This window comes from Sporofaciens musculi, assembly GCF_009830285.1.
GTDB classification, from domain to species: Bacteria; Bacillota; Clostridia; order Lachnospirales; family Lachnospiraceae; genus Sporofaciens; species Sporofaciens musculi.
The window spans coordinates 481126-505322 of the sequence record NZ_WUQX01000001.1 but is presented as its reverse complement, the minus strand read 5'-3'; the positions used below and the strand labels follow the sequence as shown (position 1 = coordinate 505322).

At 45.7% G+C, this 24197-nt stretch carries 20 protein-coding genes; 3 read left to right on the top strand and 17 right to left on the bottom strand.

Annotation, left to right across the window (positions count from 1 at the left end):
• Positions 1–33: 33 nt before the first annotated feature.
• From GN277_RS02505 to GN277_RS02490, 4 genes are all read right to left on the bottom strand, one after another.
• Positions 34–1053, bottom strand: coding sequence for a LacI family DNA-binding transcriptional regulator (locus tag GN277_RS02505; protein WP_159749544.1), 1020 nt, complete (start codon positions 1051–1053; stop codon positions 34–36).
• Positions 1054–1180: 127 nt separating this feature from the next.
• A complete protein-coding gene (locus tag GN277_RS02500; protein WP_159749542.1) occupies positions 1181–2167 on the bottom strand; it encodes a diaminopimelate dehydrogenase in 987 nt (328 codons plus the stop codon).
• Positions 2168–2185: 18 nt separating this feature from the next.
• Positions 2186–4111 (bottom strand): methionine--tRNA ligase, encoded by a 1926-nt coding sequence (gene metG / locus GN277_RS02495; RefSeq protein WP_159749540.1) that lies wholly within the window; start codon positions 4109–4111, stop codon positions 2186–2188.
• 282 nt (positions 4112–4393) lie between these two features.
• Positions 4394–5164 (bottom strand): Uma2 family endonuclease, encoded by a 771-nt coding sequence (locus GN277_RS02490; RefSeq protein ID WP_159749538.1) that lies wholly within the window; start codon positions 5162–5164, stop codon positions 4394–4396.
• Positions 5165–5358: 194 nt separating this feature from the next.
• Between GN277_RS02490 and GN277_RS02485 the strand changes: the two genes are divergently transcribed.
• Positions 5359–7101: a DUF885 domain-containing protein gene (locus GN277_RS02485; RefSeq protein WP_159749536.1), complete on the top strand. Its 1743-nt coding sequence runs from the start codon at positions 5359–5361 to the stop codon at positions 7099–7101.
• 69 nt (positions 7102–7170) lie between these two features.
• Here the strand turns inward: GN277_RS02485 and GN277_RS02480 are convergent, their stop codons facing one another.
• The 11 genes from GN277_RS02480 to GN277_RS02430 all read right to left on the bottom strand — a co-directional run bounded on the left by GN277_RS02480 (position 7171) and on the right by GN277_RS02430 (position 18759).
• Complete coding sequence (locus tag GN277_RS02480; protein ID WP_159749534.1) at positions 7171–7518, bottom strand: hypothetical protein; 348 nt, start codon at positions 7516–7518, stop codon at positions 7171–7173.
• Positions 7519–7566: 48 nt separating this feature from the next.
• On the bottom strand, positions 7567–9222 hold the full coding sequence (locus tag GN277_RS02475) for a hypothetical protein (protein WP_159749532.1): 1656 nt from the start codon (positions 9220–9222) through the stop codon (positions 7567–7569).
• A 165-nt stretch (positions 9223–9387) separates the two neighbouring features.
• Positions 9388–10032: a hypothetical protein gene (locus GN277_RS02470; RefSeq protein WP_159749530.1), complete on the bottom strand. Its 645-nt coding sequence runs from the start codon at positions 10030–10032 to the stop codon at positions 9388–9390.
• A 151-nt stretch (positions 10033–10183) separates the two neighbouring features.
• The gene (locus GN277_RS02465; protein ID WP_159749528.1) at positions 10184–11125 is read right to left on the bottom strand and encodes an alpha/beta fold hydrolase; all 942 of its coding nucleotides are present in this window, start codon (positions 11123–11125) and stop codon (positions 10184–10186) included.
• Between the two features lie 2 nt (positions 11126–11127).
• Positions 11128–12498 (bottom strand): citrate/2-methylcitrate synthase, encoded by a 1371-nt coding sequence (locus tag GN277_RS02460; RefSeq protein WP_159749526.1) that lies wholly within the window; start codon positions 12496–12498, stop codon positions 11128–11130.
• Positions 12499–12639: 141 nt separating this feature from the next.
• Entirely contained in the window at positions 12640–13509 is an 870-nt protein-coding gene (gene rsmA / locus GN277_RS02455; RefSeq protein WP_159749524.1) for a 16S rRNA (adenine(1518)-N(6)/adenine(1519)-N(6))-dimethyltransferase RsmA, read from the bottom strand.
• Between the two features lie 97 nt (positions 13510–13606).
• Positions 13607–15097, bottom strand: a complete 1491-nt coding sequence (locus tag GN277_RS02450; protein WP_159756297.1) for an extracellular solute-binding protein — start codon at positions 15095–15097, stop codon at positions 13607–13609.
• An 8-nt stretch (positions 15098–15105) separates the two neighbouring features.
• Positions 15106–15909 carry an ABC transporter permease gene (locus GN277_RS02445; protein ID WP_330587054.1) on the bottom strand — a complete coding sequence of 268 codons (804 nt, stop codon included), beginning with the start codon at positions 15907–15909 and terminating at the stop codon, positions 15106–15108.
• Positions 15906–16700, bottom strand: a complete 795-nt coding sequence (locus GN277_RS02440; RefSeq protein WP_159749522.1) for an ABC transporter permease — start codon at positions 16698–16700, stop codon at positions 15906–15908. Before GN277_RS02440 ends, GN277_RS02445 begins: the two co-directional genes overlap by 4 nt.
• A gap of 11 nt (positions 16701–16711) precedes the next feature.
• The gene (locus GN277_RS02435) at positions 16712–18151 is read right to left on the bottom strand and encodes an ABC transporter ATP-binding protein (RefSeq protein WP_159749520.1); all 1440 of its coding nucleotides are present in this window, start codon (positions 18149–18151) and stop codon (positions 16712–16714) included.
• A 50-nt stretch (positions 18152–18201) separates the two neighbouring features.
• Positions 18202–18759 (bottom strand): helix-turn-helix domain-containing protein, encoded by a 558-nt coding sequence (locus tag GN277_RS02430; RefSeq protein WP_159749518.1) that lies wholly within the window; start codon positions 18757–18759, stop codon positions 18202–18204.
• 191 nt (positions 18760–18950) lie between these two features.
• Here GN277_RS02430 and GN277_RS02425 point away from each other — a divergent pair, with 191 nt between their 5' ends.
• On the top strand, positions 18951–20774 hold the full coding sequence (locus tag GN277_RS02425; RefSeq protein WP_159749516.1) for a LysM peptidoglycan-binding domain-containing protein: 1824 nt from the start codon (positions 18951–18953) through the stop codon (positions 20772–20774).
• An 82-nt stretch (positions 20775–20856) separates the two neighbouring features.
• Here the strand turns inward: GN277_RS02425 and GN277_RS02420 are convergent, their stop codons facing one another.
• Complete coding sequence (locus GN277_RS02420; protein ID WP_159749514.1) at positions 20857–21234, bottom strand: hypothetical protein; 378 nt, start codon at positions 21232–21234, stop codon at positions 20857–20859.
• A gap of 48 nt (positions 21235–21282) precedes the next feature.
• Positions 21283–23157 carry a flagellinolysin gene (locus tag GN277_RS02415; RefSeq protein ID WP_159749512.1) on the bottom strand — a complete coding sequence of 625 codons (1875 nt, stop codon included), beginning with the start codon at positions 23155–23157 and terminating at the stop codon, positions 21283–21285.
• 308 nt (positions 23158–23465) lie between these two features.
• Here GN277_RS02415 and GN277_RS02410 point away from each other — a divergent pair, with 308 nt between their 5' ends.
• Positions 23466–24143 (top strand): TetR/AcrR family transcriptional regulator, encoded by a 678-nt coding sequence (locus GN277_RS02410; protein ID WP_159749510.1) that lies wholly within the window; start codon positions 23466–23468, stop codon positions 24141–24143.
• Positions 24144–24197: the final 54 nt, after the last annotated feature.

Genomic DNA, 24197 nt, shown 5'->3' with positions numbered 1-24197 from the left:
TACAAAGGTTAAATGCGTAACCCATCACAAAATTTAACTGTATTTTTTGTGCAGCTTTATATCACACACGCTGCTGCGCTCCATTAATGTTACAGGCAAAATTACATTTTTTTCTCCACAATTTCCATCTCTTAATTGTTTTAGCAGTTTAAGCGCCAAAGCAGCCCTTTCCCTGTAGTCCTGTTTTACCGTAGTCAGCGGCGGCACAAAATTTCCGCAACCCCTCACATTATCAAATCCAACTACAGATATGTCCTCCGGCACGGATAAGCCTGCACGATTCAACACTTGAATTAAATCCATTGCATAATAATCCGATACCGCAAAAACGGCTGAATAATTCTTTATTTCTCCTAAATGTTCCCTATAAAAACGAATCCGCCTTTCCCGTTCCATAGGTATCAAAATAAGTCTTGCACCTGGGAGCTCGCTTTTAAGCCCCATAAACCTCTCCATATCCATACAAACCTTATTATCTGATACGCAAAGCACCTCCCTATGCCCCCTGCTTTTCAAATAACGTCCAACCTGCACCCCACCATCATAATGATTTACTTCAATATTTGCAAGGCTGCCGGCACTTTTCATGTATCCGTCATAAACCACAAAGGGAATATGCATCTGTTCTCTCAGTTTCTTATAATCCTGCTCACAGAAACCAATCAGTACCATACCCTCCATATTCCACATGGAAGCAAATTGGGGAATTTCATTCCATTGAGCCGTAATTTTAACCATAAGGAATTTTCCCGCCCTTTCTGTCTCCCTCGATAGTGCATTCACTGAGGCAGAAATAAACTGATCCTCCAGAGTACGGCCTTCATACTTCTTATGGTCATTGATCACCACCCCAATAATCTTAGAATCGTTCTGTGCCAGAAGTATCCCTGCCATAATGGGAATATATTGCCTCTTTTCTAAAAGCTGTTGTAACCGTTTCACTGTTTCATCTGATACTTTATTTGTTTTTCCATGAATAACATTCGACACGGTAGCAGTACTTACTCCTAATTCTTCAGCAATATCAACAATCCTTATTTTCCTGCTTTCCATATGCATCCATCCCCCTCTGATTTTTATCCCAATAAACATATAAAAAGATTCAGCATCATTACTCAACCGAGTAGCTCCACTGAACCTTTTCAATTACATATTTAATGTCTTTTCATCCGCTGATTTCCTATAAAAGCCCTGCCCTAAGCTCCTCTGGCGTCTTGGCAGACAAAAGCGATGGCGCAATATCAAAAACAGTCCTTGCTCCGCACTCTCCCGCCTTCGCCAGACGGTACGCCGCCCTCGCATAGCAGATTAGCACGCTGGCCGTAAATTCCGGATTAGAATTAAGCTTCAGAGAATACTCAATAATATGCTGATTCCCATCTTCCCCAGTCTCACCGCTGCGAATCACAAACCCGCCGTGAGGCATCTTACTGTGGTTCGCCTTTAATTCCTCCTCCGTGATAAACGTCACCGTTGTCTCATACTCGTCAAAATAATTTGGCATCGTCTTAATGGCCTTCTCAATGGCCTGTAAATCGGCCCCCTCCTCAGGAACCACATAACATTCCCTGAGATGCTTTTCCCGTGTAGTTAAATCAGGCTCGCTTCCACTCCTGACACGCTCTACCGCCGCCTCAATCGGCACCGTATACTGGATGCCGTTTTTCACGCCCTCCACTCTGCGGATTGCATCTGAATGTCCCTGGCTCACGCCCTTGCCCCAGAACGTATACGTACTTCCCTGAGGAAGAATCGCCTCCCCATACAGACGGTTCAGTGAAAACATTCCAGGATCCCATCCAACGGAAATAATCCCAATCTTTCCGCCCGACTTTGCCGCCTTGTCCACATTTCCAAAATACTCCGGAATTCTCGCATGGGTATCAAAGCTGTCAATCGTGTTAAAATTCGCCGCAATCTTAGGCCCCATCACAGGCAGATCCGTCGCTGAACCACCGCAAAGCACCAGAACGTCAACCTCATCCTTCATGGACAGCAGTTCATCCATATGCTTAACAGCCACGCCCTCAGTATGAAGCTTCACAGAAGCCGGCTTACGCCTGGTAAATACAGCCTTCAACTCCATATCCTCATTGCGGGCAACGGCAAGCTCCACGCCCCTTCCGATATTTCCATATCCTACGATTCCAATTCTTATTTTTTCCATACAAGCAACATCCTCCTTTTAGCAAATCTCTGCCCCTGCCGGCATCTCCTTCTCCGGTGTCATCAAAGCCAGATTTCCTTCTGCATCCTCGGCGCACAAAAGCATCCCCTCAGACAGCACGCCAGCCAGCTTCGCCGGTTTCAGATTCACAAGAACCATAACCTTTTTCCCGACCATTTCCTCCGGCTTATAATGAGCCTTGATTCCGGATACAATCTGCTTCACCTGACTGCCCACCTTCACCTGAGAACACAAAAGCTTCTTCGATTTCTTTACCTCCTCACAGGCAATAATCTCGCCAACCTGGAACTGCATTTTTCCAAATTCCTCGAAGGTAATCTCCGGCTTCGCCTCTATATCAATCACAGGCGTGTCCTCCTTCGCGCTTTCCTCCTCTTTCACAGGCGGATGAAGCTCATCCACCTTCTTCATCACCTCATCCACATCAAGCCTTGCAAATAAAATCTCAGGCTTGTCCGTCACCCTGCCGTCGCCAAGCTGAAAAAGAATTTTTTCAGAGGTTTCCGGCATAAACGACTCGATTAAGACTGCCCCTGCCTTGATACTTTCAATCAGATTGTAAAGCACCGTTTCCAGACGTTCCTTCTTAGCCTCATCTTTAGCCAGAGCCCACGGCATAGTTTCGTCGATATATTTATTACAACGCTTAAACAGATTAAAAATCTCTGTAATTGCATCCGCAACCCGTAGGCTTTCCATCTTAGAATCCACAGCCTTCGGCGTATTCTCTGTAACGGCTTTTAAATCTGCATCCACAGCTTTTTCTTCCTCAGTCTCGGCAACGCCCTTATTGGTTACTGCACCGCCGAAATACTTGTTCGTCATAGAAACCGTCCGATTCACCAGATTGCCAAGGGTATTTGCAAGGTCAGAATTCATACGCTCAACCATCAACTCCCAGGTAATCACACCATCATTGTCAAAAGGCATCTCATGAAGCACAAAGTACCGCACAGCGTCCACCCCGAAGAAATCCACCAGCTCATCCGCATACAGCACATTTCCCTTGGACTTGCTCATCTTGCCATCCCCCTGCAAAAGCCAGGGATGACCAAAAATCTGCTTCGGAAGTGGTACATCAAGAGCCATCAGGAAAATCGGCCAGTAAATAGTATGGAACCGGATAATATCCTTTCCAATCAAATGCAAATCTGCCGGCCATTCCTTTTTAAACTGCTCTGTACTCTCTTTGTCACACTCATACCCAATTCCCGTGATATAGTTCGTCAAAGCATCCAGCCACACGTAGACAACATGCTTAGGGTCAAAGTCCACAGGAATTCCCCATTTAAACGAAGTCCTGGACACACACAAATCCTGCAGCCCCGGAAGCAGGAAATTATTCATCATCTCATTTTTCCTTGATACAGGCTGGATGAATTCTGGATGGGCGTTGATATGCTCAATCAGGCGGTCCGCATATTTGCTCATTTTGAAGAAATACGCTTCTTCCTTGGCAGGCAAAACCTCGCGCCCACAGTCCGGACATTTACCGTCCACCAACTGGGACTCTGTAAAGAAAGACTCGCAGGGCGTACAGTACATTCCTTCATAATATCCCTTATAAATATCCCCCTGGTCGTACAATTTCTTGAAAATCTTCTGGACCTGCTTCTCATGATCCTCATCCGTTGTACGGATGAATTTATCATAGGAGGTATTCATCAAATCCCAAATCCGGCGGATTTCTCCTGCAACATTATCTACATATTCCTTTGGGGTAATGCCTGCCTCCTGCGCCTTTAACTCAATCTTCTGGCCATGCTCGTCTGTTCCTGTCTGGAAGAATACGTCATACCCTTTACTTCTCTTGTACCTGGCAATAGCGTCCGCAAGAATAATCTCATAGGTGTTCCCAATGTGAGGCTTTCCTGATGTATAAGCAATCGCTGTCGTAATATAATACTTTGGTTTTTCACTCATTTTCTTTCTCTCCCTTCCTGATAAGTCAATCTACAAAAAACCGCCCTCTCAATATATTTTAAAATATATCAAGAAGACGGAATCTCACTGTGTTACCACTTCTCATTCATCCTGCCCTCACGGACAGAACCTCATTAAGTGCTGTCTGTCTCCTGCAACACTCTTACGCTATAACGGGCGAACCCTTTCATTGATTATGTTCAAAATCCTATCATACACTTGCTCTGCTTGTCAAGTACGGTTTTTATATATTTGGCTTTATCAATTCTGCCATGCAGCTATTTACTGGCCAATATCTGTCAAAGTATCTTCTACTAAAGCAAAATCAATCTCCAATTCACCACCGAAAATCTCAACCGGAATCTTATCCTTCATACCATATATGGCCGGATAAGCATCCTTTTCAAAAAAGTAAACAATGACTTTGCGCCGGTCTGTATCCACCATCCAATATTCCCTGACTCCTGCCGCCTCATACTTGTGAAGCTTCAGATATATATCCTTCTTTTGGGTTGACTCAGACAAGATCTCAATGATAAAATCCGGCGCACCCATGATACATCTTCTGATAATCTTATCTTTGTCACAGATGATCAAAACATCCGGCTGTACCATCGTCTGATCGTCACAGTCAAGCTGCACGTCCACCGGCGCAAACAAAACTCTGCACTGGCCCTTTTTCCTGCTTATGTAATGAAAAATCTGCATAGAAATCTCCATAGACACCGCCTGATGTCCGGTTGTCGGCGCCTTCATCTCGTAGAATTTCCCGTCAATCAATTCCACCCTCTGATCTTCCGGCAGCGCATAATAATCCTCCAGCGTATAGTCCTTCTTCTTTACCCCATATGCGCCCGTCTTCCGTACCTCGTTTCCATAATGCTCTGTCTTCAGCACTTTTTCCAATGCCTGCAATGCTTCACAATCCAGAGAGAACGCCTCTCCCTTAAAAATCTTTTGTACTGTCTCTATCGGAATTCCTGACAATTCCGATAGCTTCTCATATGTATAGCCCTTCAATTCTCGGTAATACTCCATCAATACTATATTCATGTAACCATCCCTTCTTCAAAATATACCAAAATTTAAGGTTGCCTATACATTCATGATTTCCCTCACATCTCTATTATATGGTAAATTTTTCCTGTCTACAAGACAAAATGCCGCCTGGCGTCAGACTTGTCCAAAAATCCTGCATGTCATTGGCATTTCCCGCATATACATATAAAAAACACGGAAGGTTTCTTATGTCAAAAAAACGCTCTGCAATCATTGCCTCCCTGTTTCTGGCGGCCCTTTTTGTATCTGTCGTTCTGTTCCGCCATTTTAGCGGAAATGAAAACCAACGATTTGAAGCCTACACGAAAGAGCTTTTTCGCCAGGAGGTAGCCGGAAGCACGATTTCTCTACACTACACACTCAAGAATCCGAAAAGCTACGGGATTGAACAGGCGCCCATAACCTTCGGATACTGCACAACGGATACCACGGCAATCTGCGCCTCTGCAGAAAATGCAATCGCCCTGCTTCACTCCTTTGACCGAAACCGTTTGTCGAAAAAAAATCGGCTGACCTATGATATCCTTGAAAATTATATGGTATCTGCCCGTGCCCTTGCCCCTTATGGGCTCTATGAGGAACCTCTGGCGCCTTTAACCGGAACCCAAGCCCAGCTTCCCGTTCTGTTGTCAGAATATCAGTTCTACAGCCAGTCGGATATCGACACCTACCTGGAACTGCTGACCAAAACACCTGAATATTTTCACTCTATTCTGGAATTTGAACAGGCAAAATCGGCCTCCGGCCTGTTTATGGCCTCTTATTCAGCCGACGCCATCATAGCCGAGTGTCAGGCCTTCATTGATATGGGCGACCAAAATTATCTCTATTCCTCCTTTGAGGAACGGCTTGCCAACGCAGAACTTCCTGATGAAGCGAAAAAGTCTTACATAGAAACAAATTCTGAGCACATCAAGAATTATATTTTTCCGGCATACGCCGAGCTAAAAGAGGGGCTTACCGCCTTACGTGAAACCGGAAAAAATAATAACGGCCTATGCCATCTTCCCGACGGCAGGAAATTCTATGAGCTTACCGTAGCCTCCGAAACAGGCTCATCCAGAACCATACCAGAGCTACAGCAGTTGACTCAGGGACAGATGTTCAAAGACCTGACAGACATGCAGAAAATCCTATCGCCAACCGCAGAAGGGGCTTCTGTATCCTCTGACCTTTTTAAGACTCAGGGAACCCTTCTTGAGAATCCCGATCCTACGGCAATTCTTAACGACCTGCAAGACAAACTGACAGATAATTTCCCCAAGCCGCCTAAAGTCAACACGGAAATCAAATATGTCCAGAAATCCATGGAGGAATATCTAAGCCCTGCATTCTATATGATACCTGCCATTGACAATCCCGCCGACAATGTCATTTACATTAACCAGGGACACCTGCCGGACGATTTGTCACTCTTTACAACCCTTGCCCATGAAGGTTATCCTGGCCATCTGTATCAGACCACCTACTATGCCAGCAGGAAGCCGGACCTCATCCGAAATCTGCTGAACTACGGCGGATATGTGGAAGGATGGGCAACCTACAGCGAGATGATGAGCTACTATTACGCCCCTGTCTCCAAGGAGCAGGCAACGCTGATGCAGAAAAACACCTCCGTAATCCTGGGACTTTATGCCCTTGCCGATATGGGGATTCATTATGAGGGATGGACGCTTCTGGATGCTGTTTCTTTCTTCCGAAGCTATGGGATTACTGATACAGACACCATTGAAAAGATATATGACTTAATCATTGCCGATCCGGCAAATTACCTGAAATATTACATTGGATATGTAGAATTTCTTGAAATGAAAAAAGAAGCCCTTGAGGCATGGGGAGATGATTTTTCTCAGAAAAAATTCCATAAGGCTGTGCTCGATATTGGACCAGCGCCTTTCGACCTGGTTCGGGAATACGCCTTAAAAAAATAAAAAGCTTTTTACAGCGGACAGCAATTCGGGGCCGCCCCGAATTGCCTGTTTACTGAGATCAGTAAGGCTTCACTCAATCGCAACCTCCATCCTAACCCCGTCCTTTCCGCTCAGGCCGGTCAGGAACTGGTAACACACCTTTTCTTCTATTTCTTCACAGACATAAACATTAAAATAACTCTGTCTCATAAACTCCGAAAGATGTAAAAATATATTTTTTGCCAATACATAGGAAAACTTTTCCAAAAATATATGAATATAAATCTTCTGGTACTTGTCCGCCCCCACACTGTAGTCGCTTACTCCATCTTCAACTCCAAGAAACAAACGAATCTCCTCAAGCATCCCAGGTTCTACACGTGAACGAAATTGTTCAAAAACTTTCATATTGTCTGCCGCCATATTCCTTTTGCTCATCCTACTAATCCAGAAAGGCGGCGTTTCTGCCGCGTTTCCTGTATTTTTCTATCCAAAAAACAGCCGGTAACAAAGATACACAAGTACCATTGCCGCCACGCAGGCGGCTTCTGCCAGGATAAGCTTCTCCTTTCCATTCTTCCCGTCTTTTCTTATCTCCTCAGGCTCCATCAGCATTGCCCAAGGGCTGTGCTTCTGCATGGTCAGCGCAATTCCCTTCTTCTCACTCTCTCCAATGGATTTCAGAAATTCACGCCAGTTCCCTTCTAAAAGCTTCATCCCTCTAATCAAGTCTGCCTGCATATTTTGGCTCTTAAGCAGCGTTTGAAAGAAACCAGCTCTCTCGGAATAGGCTTCCTGCTGTCTGTATGCCCCATCCTCTTTTTTCTCCATAAATATCTTATATGCGTATTGAAGCCCCTCCTGGGCTGCTTTCTGTGGGCTCTTCGTCTTCTCATAGATATTGGTTGTGTAATGATACACTTTATAGACGCCCTTCTGGGCAAGATAATAATCCACCATCTGGTTGACTGCACTCTTTACAGGAGTCTTTAACGCGCTGTCCTTTCCAGAACCAGCCGCATACATCTGCCCTTTGATGGACGTAAGCGCCGCGAGAAGCCCTGTCACTTCCTCATTCTTTGCCGTAATCCCTGGATTCTTAAGTAAGTTTCCGCTCCCGCTTATATGGGCGGCAAAACTGTTGGCTCTTTCCAGTTCTTTTCCCGTAACCGCCGCCTTTCCTCCGGTAACGCCAGGTGTTGCGGCACTTTCTTTTCCAACCTTGCTTAAAACCTGATTCCTTTGGCTGATTTGCTGCTCTCCAGTACGGCTTCTGGCATCGAATTCCTGATTAATCTGGACGTTCCTTCCCTTAGTGACGCTATAGATTCTTCCTTCCTCCTCAGATGCTGCGGACAGACCTCCGGAAGATGCATTAGACACAGAAGCGGTATACATACCTTTCTTGCCTCTGCCGCTTTCATATTCCTGCATCTGTGATTCCGGCATGAAATATCGGGTGTTTCCCGAAGTCTTCATGGTGCCCCGTGTATAAAATCTGTCCGCAGCCCTGGGGGAGATAGACTCACCCGTCGTCTGCTTATATACGCTGGATTTTACAATCTTGACAGCTTCTGTCTGCCCTGCCTTCTCAAGCAATTCCAGAAGCTCATTCAAATCTTCCTCCAGTAAAAGGTTCAATTTTTGGGACAAGACCTGGTTGAGCCGTTCTAGCTGAACCGTCTGCTCATCTCCCAATGTATGTGTCAGAATTGCTTCCAGGAGTGCAAGATAGAGTCTGGACAATTCCTTTAACTGCTCAGAAAGGTTCTCATCCCCAGATGGAAACCAAGCCTGAAACGCTTCCCACAACTCCGTCTCCATCTCAAGGGTCCATTTGATATTCGCATCCTTCAGCAGCTTCCCTTCTATCCCAAACCACTTACTCTGCCTGGAAAGTTCAGGCGTATCCCTTTTCTCCTCTGTACGGTCTTTGCTGCTGTCATCTTCCTTCTCGGCCTTCCTGTCCGCACGCTCCTTCTCTAAAGCCTCCTTCGCCTCCACGGCATGCTTGGCAGCCTCCGTGATTAAGACCTGTCCCGCCTCCATCTGGGCGGTCTTTCTTGCTATCCTGCTCTCTGCCGCCACGGATGCCGCTGTAGGCAAGGCGGAATCTCCTCCTGCTTCTTTCACTCTTGGCATTGCCTATCCCCCTTTGTCACACAGTCTAACCTCTCCCTCTTACAATAACTATCGACGCAATTACGGATGATGTAACCCTAGCATCCTATAATTTCATAAAATAAATCGAAAAAAGGAACGGGTGCTTTCTTCCCGTTCCCTTACTTTCACCAATATTCTGTCCTACTATTGGGAAACTCCAACCTTCTCGTAATAGCTGTCAAACAGATCGCCAATAGCGCTGTGGGTATCCTGACAAATAGACGGAAGCGACTTGCCCCATGACTTGGTAGCCTGCTCAAATCCCTTCTCTATTGCAGCCTGCATCTCCTTCATCTTATCCGGATCATCTCCTGCAAGCGCCTGAGCAAAATCAAAGATTCTCTGTGATGTCTGCTTTACACCCCAGTATCCGTCCTCTGAAATCGCCTGCTGAGCTTCTGCCTTCGTCTGTGCATCTACAGTGAAGTTGCCGCTGGCAATCTTTCTCCACATGTCGTCGCCCTGAGCGCTCACGCCTGTAATTCCCTGCTTCTGGAACATCTGGGTCATCATGTTGGTGAAGCGTGCCATCTGGTTATCCAGATCAGCCTTTAAGCTCTGCACCAGTGAAGCTCTCTCGGAATCACTCATCTTGTTCGTTACTTTTGTGTCTTTACTGAATTCTACGCGGTCTGTATTCGCCTGGGAATTCTTGTTGTCCACAGCGTTCACCGCATCCTTGTTCTGATCCTGTGCAGCCTTATCTGCCGCCGCTGTCTTGTTCGCATTTACAGAAGTATAGCCAGTTGTTGACTGGACATTCTGATAGTAAAGGTCATTGATTTTCACAGCATTTCCTCCTTTTCTTCTTATGATCTAGTACAACACTGCACTAGCGTGCTAAGAAAATCTCATTTATGTTTATATTACTTATATCGACGGCAGCATGAAAAAAATAAGGAACTCCCTGTAAATAACTTCCAGATTTCTGTTATAAAATCTATCTTCCTTTGCTTATCCTGACGCAGCGCTCGCACCACACATACAGATCCTCGTACACCTGCTCACGGATTGTCTCATTCAGAATCTCATGCCGCCCGCCTGCATACAGCTTAATAGCAACCTTCTTAAGCCCTGCGGATTTATACTTCTTATACACCTTCATGACACTCTTGCCAAATGCCCCTACCGGATCATCCGCCCCTGCGGTAAACAAAATCGGCAAATCTTTGGGAATCCGTGCGGTGCTTCCTGCCCTTGCAACAACCTTCATTCCCTCGAACATCTGATAATACCCGCCAACCGTGAACCGGAACATGCACATAGGGTCTTCCACATACCGTCTACGGTGTTCTTCATCCGAAGTAACCCATTCTCTCCCTGTCTCGCCTGGTTCAAATCTCTTATTAAAGCTTCCGAAGCTTAAGTTATCCACAAACTTACTGCGATATCTCCAGCCCTTAAACAGAGCCGTCACGCGGCACACAAGCTGCCCCGCTTCCAAAACTGCCAAAGGCTGATACCCTGTCCCCATTATGACGACACCCGCAAGCCCCATTCCATGCTCGGTCAAATACTGTCTCAACAGGAAGGAGCCCATACTGTGTCCTAACATCAGGTAGGGCACCCTTGGATACTTTTTAGAGGTAATCACACGAAGCTGATGGATGTCTCCAATCACACACTGATTCCCGTTCTTCTTGGGGAAATATCCATAATCCGCCTCATCCTTCACAGATTTGCCATGTCCCAGATGGTCATGCCCTGTCACATAATACCCCCGTCTGCACAGATATTCGGCAAATTCTTGGTAACGTTCAATATATTCCACCATTCCATGGCAAATCTGAATTATTCCCTTGGGCTCATCCTCCGGAATCCATTCCACGGCATGTATCTGTGTCTTCCCATCCCTGGAAAGATAATAAAATTCCTTCTTCATCCTTATCTGTCTTCCATCCTTACATATTCTCTATGCTCAGCCAGCGGCTTATAAGCCGGCCGGATAATCTTGTCAACATTCCTTAACTCCTCCAGTCGATGGGCGCTCCATCCCACAATTCGCGCTGCTGCGAAGATCGGCGTATACAATGCAGGCGGAAGATCAAGCATTGAGTACACAAGACCGCTGTAAAAGTCCACATTCGCATTAACACCCTTATAAATCTTTCTCTTCTCGGCAATCACCTTGGGCGCCATATTCTCAACCATCTCATAGAGCGCATACTCCTCCTCACAGCCCTTCTCCTGGGCGAGCTGTTTTACGAATACCTTGAAGATATCTGCTCTTGGGTCAGATACAGAATAGATGGCATGTCCCATTCCGTAAATCAGCCCTTTACGGTCAAATCCATTCTTCTCCAGAAGGTTGCAGAGATATCGGCGTACCTCGTCCTCATCCTTCCAGTCTTTTACAACCTTCTTCATATCTTCAAACATCTGGGTTACTTTAATATTAGCGCCTCCATGCTTGGGACCTTTCAGAGAAGCCAGCGCAGCCGCAATCGTAGAATATGTATCTGTTCCGGAGGAAGTGACAACATGAGTCGTAAATGTAGAATTATTACCGCCGCCGTGATCCATGTGAAGCACCAGCGCCATATCCAGAATCTTTGCCTCCAGCTCCGTATACTTACGGTCCTCCCGAAGCATCATCAGAATATTCTCAGCCGTAGACAACTCCTGTGACGGTGCATAGATAAACAAATCTTCGCCAAGACGATAATTGTAGGCATGATAGCCGTAAACCATCAACATGGGAAATTCGCTGATCAGGTTCAGACACTGACGCAGTACATTGGGAATCGTCGTATCGTCCGCCTTATCATCATAGGAATAGAGATTCAGAATCGAACGAGACAGACTAATCATCATATCACGGCTCGGCGCCTTCATGATTACGTCTCTTACAAAGGTGGGCGGCAGCGTACGCCGTTCAACCAGCGTATCATGGAACACCCCCAACTCCTTCTCATTCGGCAGCTCCCCAAATAGTAAAAGATATGCAATCTCCTCAAATCCGAAGTGTTTATCCTCAAGAAACCCCTTCACCAAATCCTTGATATTATAGCCTCGATAATACAGATTACCGGCACAGGGAACCTCCACCCCATCTACCAGCTTCTTAGCGCAAACATCCGAAATATTCGTAAGCCCTGCAAGAACCCCCTTCCCGTTCAAGTCACGAAGCCCCCGCTTAACTTCATATTTTGTATAAAGCTCCTTGTCAATCCCATTATTCTGATCGCATAATCGGGCAAAATGTTCAATCTCCGGCGTCACCTCAAACAGAGAAAACTCCTTCTTCTTATCCATATACACCTCTCCTTTCTGTCTCACCGGAACTGCATAGCCTGTACAATCTGCCATCCCTATGCATAACCATTCCCAGAGAACACAAATAACAAAAATACCAACAGTTACCATCTATCATGAAAGGCAAATCCGCAGAACTTCTTATACATGTGTAAAATAATTGCTAAGCTCTGCAAATTCTTCCAGCGTCAGGGACTCCCCTCTGACGCTGGCACCCTTGCCTAGCCTCTCAATCGCCTCCATAATCAATTCTTTTGAAAAATCTAACTTGTCCGAATTCTTAAGACCATTAGCCAGGGTCTTCCTCCTCTGGTTAAACGAAGCGCGGATAATATGAAACATCAGCCTCTCGTCCGCAACCTCCACCGGCGGATGCTTATGACAAGTCAGCCGTATCACAGCAGAACCAACCTTTGGCCGCGGCATGAAGCAATTAGGCGGCACATTGGCTACAATATAAGGGCTTGCATAATACTGTACGGCTAACGACAGCGCGCCGTAATCCTTACTGCCTGGCCCGGTCTGCATCCTGTCCGCAACTTCTTTTTGCACCATGACTGTAATACTCTCTATAGGCACATGCTCCTCGAACAGCCCCATAATAATTGGCGTCGTAATATAGTACGGAAGATTCGCCACCACCTTCACAGGCTTCCCTTTATTTTCATTTTCTACAAGACTTCGGATGTCCAGCTTTAAGACATCTTCATTGATAATCCTCACATTGCCATATCCCTCAAGCGTCTCTGAGAGAATGGGTATCAGATTCTTATCAATCTCCACAGCCACAACCTTTCCTGCCGCCTCGGCAAGATACTGTGTCATCGTTCCGATTCCAGGCCCGATCTCAAGTACCATGTCTTCTTTATTGATGTCTGCCGCACGGATAATCTTATCTAGCACATGGGTATCAATCAGAAAATTCTGACCAAACTTCTTCTGAAATGAAAAGTTATACTTCCGCAGAATCTCTATGGTATTCTGCGGAATTCCTAAGACTGGCTTATTCATATATTTCTCCCGAATTATGGTAATGAACATTATTATACATTATTTTCCCCTTGATGAACATAGCAAAAACATTAAATTAAGATTAAGAAACTATGAATTACCTTCTGACTTTCTTTACCCCAAAGACCGCCAGAGCACACACCGCGATTCCTGCAAGCCCCCACGCCCATAACGGTACATCATGGATATTATAACACCGGACATTAATCCACATCTGGTTAATAGCTCTATTTTGCTCGTCATCAAAGCTTACCATCAGCGCAGACCGTTTCATGGCATCCCCTGTAGGATAACGGGCAAATAACTGACGGTACACCTGATCCGAGGGAGCTGTAATCACATACTCATCCCCCTCATTCCCTTCTCCTTCACAAAAGAAATATCCCAGGTCATACTCAGAAGTATCCGTCTCCTCCTTGGAGGCGCCGTAGCAAAAGTCAGCATACTCGAAGATACGCATATCGTCTCCTCCGGAAATCACTGATGTATACCCCACATAATACATATTCCGAATTACATTATCTGGCCTGGAATTAAAATTGATGAACGCCTCCGCTGCATGCTGCTTCGCAAAATCCCCATTAATCCCATTTTTCAGCATCACCCATCCGTCAAAATAGATATTCGTAGCCTCCTTAGGAACGGCAAACGCAAGTGGAAATCCGTCTTCATCCGCCTGGTCCATGGTATACACACCGTCTCCAGACCACTGATAGTTTGCCGCCACCTTTCCTGTAACCATATCCGCCTTGCCGGAATCAGTCTCAAAGGAATAGGCATTATTCTTCACATCCTGCAGATACTCCTGGGCTTTGGCAATCGTCTCCTTTGACGTATCATTCATCTCCTCCTCCAGCCGCTTCTGGTAATCCGGCGCGCTTAAGAATTCCTCAGAAGTCAAAAGCTCTGATTTAATAGCGCCTACTGCTGCAAAATAAGAATCCCGCACATTATCTTTGAGGGTAATTTTTCTGCGGTATGCCGGATCATTCAGAAGCTTCCAGCTTGAGGCATCCTCCTCGCTTACCAGCTCTGGGTTATACACAATCCCAGTAATTCCCCACATGTAGCCTGCCGCATAGTCTGCCCAGGGCTTGCCTTCGATTTCATTTTCTTCAAAAATGTCTCTGATATAGGGCGACACTCCATTGGTATAATAATTATTCTGGTCCGAAGTATCGAAGAATTCTTCGGACAGCGGCATAAGCTGATCCTCTGTCAGTAATTTCATAATCATATATTCCGATGGGCATACCAGGTCATAGGTATCTCCCAGCGTTAGCATATTGTATAAGTCTTCGTTGGTTCCAAAGGTAGAATACTCAATCTTTACACGGATTCCATAAGTCTCATAATACCATTCAGTGAAATCCTCCATCATGGTATTTTCCCCGATAATATCACCGCTGTCCAGGTCTATTGTCTCCTCCTCGTCCCAGTCTCCAAGGTCAATATATTCCTCCCAGTTGCAGATACGTAAGGTGACTTCTTTTTCATCTTTACTGTCCGAAGCGCTTACCGCCATGGAACAGACAGAGGATGAAATACACAGCGCAATCGCCATACAGACAGCCCTTCCTCTTAACATTCTCACAGTCACACTCCCTTTCTTTCCTGTCCCTGCCCCGCAGCACGGACATTCATCACCACCGAAAATACTACCACAAGAAGGAATATTACCGTAGACAACGCCCACAGGGCAGTCTTAATCGTAGTCTGAGCGCCTTTGGTTGCATTTACCACATAGGTACTGATGGTGTCAAATGTGGCCGGCTTCGTATAGGTTGCCACAAAATAATCGTCCAGAGACAGTGTCACAGCCATGGCAAAGCCAGATATAATCCCTGGAAAAATCTGTGGGATTACCACCTTGGTCAGCGCAACGAGGGGCGTGGCCCCCAAATCTAAAGCAGCCTCGTAGATACTGGAATCCATCTGCTTAAGCTTCGGAATCACAGACAAGAACACAAAGGGCGCGCAGAGTGTCACATGCCCCGCCACCAGCGGAATAAAGGTATCCTTACTGATACCGCAAACCACCACCAGAAGGATGCAGATGGAAAAGCCTGTCACCACATCCGCATTTACAACCGGCACCTGGTTCATCGTCGTAATTGCCGACGCCATCCCCTTTCTGGAATAAAAGGAGCCGATTGCGCCTATGGTTCCAAGAACGGTGGCAATCACAGCCGAGCCCAGAGCCAGAGCTACGGTTCCAAGAATCATATCCACCAGCTCCGGCGTTGTAAAAAGGGTCACATAATTATGCAGGGAAAAACCACGGATTGCACCGATATTCGTGGCATCCGTGAAGCTATATACTGCCAGCACCAGAATCGGCAGATACAGAAACAAAAGGACAACGATAATAACCATCCATTTCCATGCTTTTCTCATCATAGCAGCGCCCCTCCTCTCGTATTGTCTTCTTCCATCCCGCCGGATAGCAGCGTAAACAGACAGATGATTCCCAGAAGGATCAACGCAATCATAGAGCCTCCGTTCCAATTATACGCCGCAAAATAGCTTCCAATCAGACTTCCCATAATGTAGGTGCTGTTGTACAGCATATCCAGCACTACATAATTCGTCATAGCAGGCAGAAAAACCATGGCTACCCCGCTTAAAATCCCTGGCAGAGACAGGGGCAGCGTCACCTTCAAAAATGTCTGGGCTTCTCCCGCCCCTAAATCTCTTGCCGCCTCTAAAAGAGCGCCATCCAGCTTAGAGATGGTCGTATAAATCGGCAAAATCATGAAGGGCAGAAAATCATAGCTCATACCAAGAACAGTGTTGAGAAAAGGATGGTACGCCAGATTCCCCTCAATCCAGGTAAGAATCTCCTTCAATGCTGTAATGCGCAGAGAAAAATTAATCCACATGGGCATAATAAAAATCAATACAATGACTGTCTTGCCCTTCATTCTGCCAGTGGCAAGGACATAGGCCAGGGGATACGCCAGCATAAGGCACATAAGCGTCGTAACTGACGCAACGCCAAAGCTATAACAAAGGGTGCCAAGGGTATTGGGGTCCGTAAAAAAACCCGTCAGATTTTGAATGGTAAACTGCCCCTGTCCGTCTGTAAAGGCATAATAAAGCAGCACAATTAAAGGGGCCGCAACAAAAAGCGCGAGAAAAAGCGCATATGGAATTCCCAGATATTTTCTGGAAAATGTACGTTTCTTCATGTATCCGCCTCCTACTTCTTCACTGTAAAGATCATCTTATCCACAGGCATCAATAACCCGACCTGATCCTCCATATTCCAGAGATACTCATCATTTACCACAAAATCCTGCTCCAAGTCCGTGTGTATCACATAACTGTAATGGTCGCCCTTATAGATCAAGTTGCTGATATATCCCTGCACCAGTCCTTCATCCTGATCATCCGTCAGCTCAATATCCTGAGGCTTGATGGAAATCTTGATTCGCACCTTCTTCGGGTCCAGCTCAAGTCCTTTCCCATCCAGCCAGCTCCCATCCTCCGACATGACGCTTCCCTTGACGATATCCGTCAGGCTCACATCCAGAACCGTACCATTGTACTCCAGCTCATAATTCTTATTAATCTCCGCCGCAAAAATGTTCGTGTGATCCTCTGCAATCATAACATGGATGTTGTCTGGCTCTACCTGCACACCGACGCGATCTCCCACCTTGGCAGCGTGGACCGACTGAGCGACAATCTCATTTTTCCCTGACTCCACGGTAATCTCATAGTGCATGCCTTTAAAAATCACAGAGGTCACAGTTCCCCGAATCCTCCCCGAATCCGGCGCCGTCAGGTTCACATCCTCCGGCCGCACTACAGCCGTAATATGGGTTCCCTCCTCGATATCGTCCACACAGGGAAACTCCCCGCCGCAGAATCTGACTTTCAGTTTTCCCGTCATAATTCCGTTGAAAATATTACTGTCACCGATAAAATCTGCCACAAATGCATTGATGGGCTCATTGTAAATATCCTCCGGCGTGCCAATCTGCTGCATCTTTCCCTCTGACATAACCACAATCTTATCCGACATGGTAAGAGCCTCCTCCTGGTCATGGGTTACGTAGATAAATGTAATTCCAAGCTCTCGGTGCATTTCCTTAAGCTCTAACTGCATCTCCTTTCGCATCTTCAAATCCAGCGCCCCAAGAGGCTCATCCAGGAGGAGAATCTGCGGTTCATTGACCACCGCCCGCGCAATGGCAACTCTCTGCTGCTGCCCGCCGGACAGCGTATCAACCTTTCGGTTCTCGAAGCCCTCCAAATCTACCAGCTCTAAAACTTTCTTCACCTTCTTGGCAATTACCTTCTCCGGCGTCTTCTTCTGGCGCAGCCCAAAAGCGATATTTTCATAGATATTCATATGCGGAAACAGAGCATACCGCTGGAACACAGTATTAATCGGCCTTTTATTCGGCGGCAGACTTGTAATCGGAGCTCCGTTTAACAGAATCTCTCCCTCTGTGGGAATATCAAACCCCGCAATCATCCGCAGAGTCGTAGTCTTCCCGCATCCTGAGGGCCCCAGAAATGTGATGAACTCTCCCTGCTTCACCTCAAGATTAAAATCAGACACAGCAGTATAGCCGTCCTCGTAGGTTTTGGTAATATGCTTTAATTCAATAATGTTTTTTGTCTGTTCCATCTTCATCCCCCAACTTTCATAATATAATAACTTCTCTTTTTGCACCCACGTCAAAATGTAGGCGGTGTGCTGACCCAAATAAATTTTGCCGGTATGATGTCCGGATTTTCGATGTGATGTTTACGCTTCGCCGGATAGTAGAAGCTCTCCCCTGCCTTCACCGAGTAGACTTCTTCCCCCAGATACAACTTAAGCCTTCCCGATATGAGATAACCAAACTCCTCGCCGTCATGGGGTTTATCCTCCTCCAAGCTTTGATGAGGCTGAACCACTACCAGCAAAGGCTCCATCTGATATTTCTGTGCAGTAGGAACAATCCACTGAATACTGTTCCCTGCCTCATCCACCTTCTCAAAGAAGCCTTCTTCCGAAAATACCACGTGTTCCTCTTCCGTCTCCTTAAAAAACTCAGAGGCAGTGGTTCCCAGACACTCGATCAGATCAAGAAGTGTTACAATGGAAGGAGATACCTGCCCCCTCTCCAGTTGGGAAATAAATCCCTTGGTCAGTTCTGTCCTGTCTGCAAGCTCCTGCTGCGTCAATCCATTCCGATTCCTCAAATCCTTAATCTTATTCCCAATGTGTTCATTCACATATTCCAACTCCATAAAATATACCTCTGTTCTTCTCCTGACAATGTAGCTAAACTTAAAATACTTTTTTACTAAACTTACATGCTGAGTTAATTATACTCTTATTAAACATTTTGTCAATTATTTTCATAGAGTTTCTCAACAATTCCAGCTCTCTTTCATATCTATAGGATATAAGAACATATAAAAAGGAGAATATGAAGCCTATGGCGATCGGTTACTTACTTATACAGGCCCGAACAGCCCACGACGCCGTACCTTTAAGCGGCGTACAGGTCCGAATCACGGATATGGATTCCAACACGCTCTACGTACTGACAACCGATGAAAACGGGGAAACTCCCGTCATTTCTCTGGAAACTGCCGATAAAAGTTTTTCACAGACTCCTTACTTTAATGGACTGCCCTTTACAAGCTACTCGGTATTTGCACAAAAAACCGGCTTTGATTCCCTGTTCGTCACAGACATTCCCATCTTTGACGGAGAAACTGCCGTCCTGCCTGCCGCCCTCACTCCAATGCAGCAGACACAGAGGGAGCCTGTCACAAGAGAAATCTTTGTCGGAAAACCTGCAGTCGCCATGAGGGATACCAGCGAACAGGAGGGGACGTATGTTGAACCCCGCATCCTGCGGCAAGTCGTAATCCCGAATCCAATTACAGTCCATCTTGGTACGCCCAGCTCTAATGCACAGAATGTTCGGGTATCCTTTCCCGAATATGTGAAAAATGTTGCAAGCAGCGAAATATATCCCACTTGGCCCGAAGCATCCCTGACCGCAAATATTTACGCTATTATTACGTTCGCTTTAAACAGAGTCTACACGGAATGGTACAGAAGTCGGGGACTGAACTTCGACATTACCAACAGTACTGCCTACGACCAGTATTTTGTGCAGGGACGCCCAATCTATGACTCCATCAGCAGAATCGTAGATAAAATTTTCAACGAATATGTACGCAGGAGGGGACATAACGCTCCTTATTTCACCTCCTTCTGCAATGGAACCACAGCCACCTGCCAGGGCTTATCCCAGTGGGGAACCGTGACTCTGGCAAACCAAGGGCTGACTCCCATACAGATTCTTCGTTCTTACTATCCAAGTGATATAGAAATTGCAGAGACAGAAATCGTCACAGGAATCTTGTCCTCCTACCCTGGAACAGCTCTCAGGGTCGGCAGCACAGGACTTGACGTCCAGACAATCCAGACTTATCTGAACCGCATCCGAAGAAATTACCCTGCAATACCTGCCATTACAGATGAGGCAGGAGTATTTCAAGACAGCACCAGGGCAGCAGTAACAAAATTCCAGAATGTCTTCAACCTTACACCAGACGGAATCGTCGGAAAATCCACCTGGTATAAGATTTCCAGCCTATATACGGCAGTCACCAGACTTGCAGAGCTGGACAGCGAAGGCGGGGCTCTTGGAATCGGAACCGTACCTCCAAATAGCATTCTTAGACAAGGCTCCTCTGGTCCGGACGTTATTACCTTGCAGTACCTTCTGGATATCATTTCTGAGTATTATCCAGAAGTTCCAGGGCTTTCACAGGATGGCATCTTCGGCAGCGGTACGCGGCAGTCGGTTGTTGCCTTCCAGCGGGCTATGAAGCTAAACGCCGATGGCATTGTAGGCCCCCTTACATGGAAAGCGCTGTATAATACTTATCAGGGAATTACTCAGAATGTTCCTTCACAGAAACCAGATGAGACGGATACTTTTCAGTATACTGTTCAGCCAGGAGATACACTCTGGCTTATCTCCAGAAGATATGGCACTACGGTTGATGCAATCAAACGGCTGAATGGATTGACAGGGGATATTCTCTATATCGGTCAGGTGCTTAAAATTCCATCTTCTCAGACCGGCGGCTATCGGGAGTATACCGTCCAGCCAGGGGATAGCCTGTGGCTTATTTCCCGCAGGTTTGGAACTACGGTTGAGGAGATTATGAGGCTAAACGGGCTGACGGGCGATTTGATTAATGTAGGTCAGGTGCTTAAGCTTCCTTATGGGAATTAGACACAAAAAGCCAGCCAACAATATGAGAAGCTTATATACCTCCTTCTCATATTGCCGGCTGGCTTATATTGATCTTATTGATCTAATCCCAACTTCCAATATCATTCAATGATAAAAGGCCCTCCCCGCAGAACGGGCATCGGGTATCTTCATCCTCCTTAAAAATATCCACTGTGCTCCCACAATCAGGACAAGGGGCGAAGTAAGTCTGCTCACTATGATGTAAATAAATGACCGGAACAGCTATTACCTTCTTACATTGCCGACAGACTGCCGGACAAAAATTAAACTCAAAAGAAGGTATCTTCTCATCCTTCGTGTCTGCTAAAATTTTCTGTTGAATATCTGCGGGAAATTCATCCAATACATTTTCTAATGTGGCGTGTCCCATACCATGTCCAAGGAAAAGCTGCCACGACGCGCTGCAGGATGGACATGCAAATTCGCTACTCCTTCCCATATTATCCCTCTCTTTCTAACAAACGCCTTTCTATTTTTCACAAAGTTGTTATGCGCTCAATAATTGCAGAACTGAATTGGGCTGTTGATTAGCCTGGGAAAGCATCGCCTGACTGCTCTGAACCAGAATCTGGTTACGGACATATTCCATCATTGCCATTGCCATATCTGTGTCACGAATTCTGGACTCTGACGCCGACAGATTTTCCACCACATTTCCGAGATTGGAAACCGTATGCTCCAAACGATTCTGCAAAGCCCCGTAGTAACCGCGCAGAGAACTAACCTTATCAATTCCATCATTTATTTCCTGAATAGCAGCACGGGCATCCTCCTGCCCCAATACGTTTGTAACCGCAATTCCCAGCGCATCCGGATTCATTGCAAAAAGCTCAACATTAATCAAATTATCTTTGTTACTGTCTGACCCAACCATTAACTGTATTCCTGTGACACTTACCATCTCCCCTGGCGGAATAGTCGCTTTATCTACCACATGGAAAGCCTGGTCTGTCTTTACACTGTCCCCAATGATGGAATTCCCCCCAACATTCAGTCCGGCTGTTATAACAGAGCCCGCTCCGCCTTTAGACTCAAAGGCCAGTTGTCTTACAAATGTGGTCAAACCTGGATCCGCCTGGCGGAATAACTGCTCCACATCAGCCATACTCTTGATTTTCCCACCTGTATGCTTGGATATTGCATCATACAGACTAGCCTTGTTATTGATAATTTCATCAAATATTTTATCCATACCTGCCGCAATACCCGGTCCGGTAACCGCTCCGCCTCCATTTGCAAGATAACCGATATAGGCGCTGGCAAGATAGCCGTGACCGTAAGGTCTTCCTGCCACAGAATACTTTTTTAGATAATTCCCTACTGCCCCATCCTGTGACCCATCGGTGCTGCTGGTAATCTGCTTCGCAATCTGCTCCAATTCGGAGTTCCAATTTGTGGGGAACCCGCCTCCTGCAAGCTGTGCAGTTCCTTCTGTAAACCATTCAGGAAATTTTTGCGCACCGTTTCGTCCGCTCATACCGTCCGTCATGGTATACTGCATTACAGAATGCATTAATTCGTGGGCGATTGTAGACTCCAACTTTTCCGCATCCGGACTTCCCGCTTCTATGGAGGCATCAGAAAAATCTGCGGCGTCTACTCTGATTTGCATTCCAAAGGGCCTGCCGTCTTTATAAAAAGAAAATTGTGCATAAGCCAGCATGCCATTTTTGCCGTCAATATTCCTTACATGAAGCTCCATTCCAATCTTTTCGCTTCCCACTTCATTTTTTAAGGCCGGAAACGCATCAAAAATCTGAGAAATCGCATTGGGGAAAAATTCTGTTGCAATCTTCTCGGCCAGCGCTTCATGACCGCTGGCAGCCCTGCTTCCCCCAACACCTGAAGCATTGTTAGGCATATTTATATAGTCAACTTCACAAGTTCGGTTCTGCAAATCCAGAGTAATACCATATGTAGCTATCCCCTCCTTTGAACCGTCTCCCTCTCCAGGGAAAAGCCGAATACTATTAAATGTCGTTGTTTTTCCGATTCGGGATATCTCGGTTTTGATCTGCTGTACCTCTGCGTCCATCATGGAGCGTTCTTCGTCTGTATACGTTCCGCTGGCAGACTGCACTGAAAGCTCCATCATACGGTTAAGCATGGTATGCACCTCTGTCATAGCGCCTTCCACTGTCTGCACCAGCGATATACCGTCCTCGGCATTCTGAACGGCTTGATTCAAACTCGTAATCTGTGCCCTCATCTTTTCAGACACAGCCAATCCTGCCGCATCATCTCCGGCGCGGTTAATCTTATACCCTGAACTTAATTTTTCTAAATTCTTCGCAATGGAAGAATTATTGCCGCACAAATTTCTATATACATTTAAAGATGTAATATTATGCTGAATCCTCATATTATACCCCTTCTCTAATATAATCTTAAAACATAATTTTAAAAATTGAATATATTATTATTTTCCAAAGTAACTTTTTAGCTTTAGGTTCTCGTTTCTCTTTATGTCTTCTTAATCAGCAACAACATTCTATAATTCTTTAAAAATATAATATATATTATATTTCGGCATATCCATCTTTTATCTTAATATTAATAACACAGCAGAAACTATGGAGTAATCTATTAAAATTATTCTTGACAAACCAACCAATAGATAGTATGTTAATATCATTACATACTATCGGTATGTTAAGGAGGCAAAGAGACATGGCCAGAAATAAGCATCCACAGGAAACTGTTAATTTAATACTGGATGTTGCTTCCCACCTTTTTATGGAGAAAGGGTATGAACATACTTCAATCCAGGAAATCATTAATAATCTGGGAGGACTTAGCAAAGGTGCAATCTATCATCATTTTAAATCAAAAGACGATATTTTAGTCGCTGTTACAGAAAGGATAACCGCTGAATCTAATCGCCTGCTGGCAGCGATCCGCAACCGCACTGACCTTAACGGCAAAGAGAAGCTGAAAGCTATTTTTAAAGAAGCTCTTAAGAGACCCGTACAGAACCAGCTCTTTACGATGGCTTTGGATTTTCGCAATAACCCCAAGCTTCTTTCCAGTTTTTTGCAGGAAACCGTAGAAAACGCTGCCCCCAACTATATTTTGCCCATTATAAGGCAGGGCATCTCCGATGGCTCTATCGAAACGGATTATCCAAAGGAGCTGGCTGAGCTTATTATCCTTGTTGCAAATATATGGACAAATCCCATGATATTTAACTGCTCTGCCCAAGAGTCTTATCGTAAATTTATGGTGTTTGGTCAGATGCTTAAGGGCTTGGGTCTGGATATTGTGGATGAAGAAATGGCAGAAAGAGTGGAGGAGTTAGCGTCTATCTATCAAAAAAACAATAAAGTCCGTTACCATTCTGCTCTGTAAAATGGGCAGAAATTTTTTAAAGCAGATACATACCGTCGTTCGGTATTGTTCTGA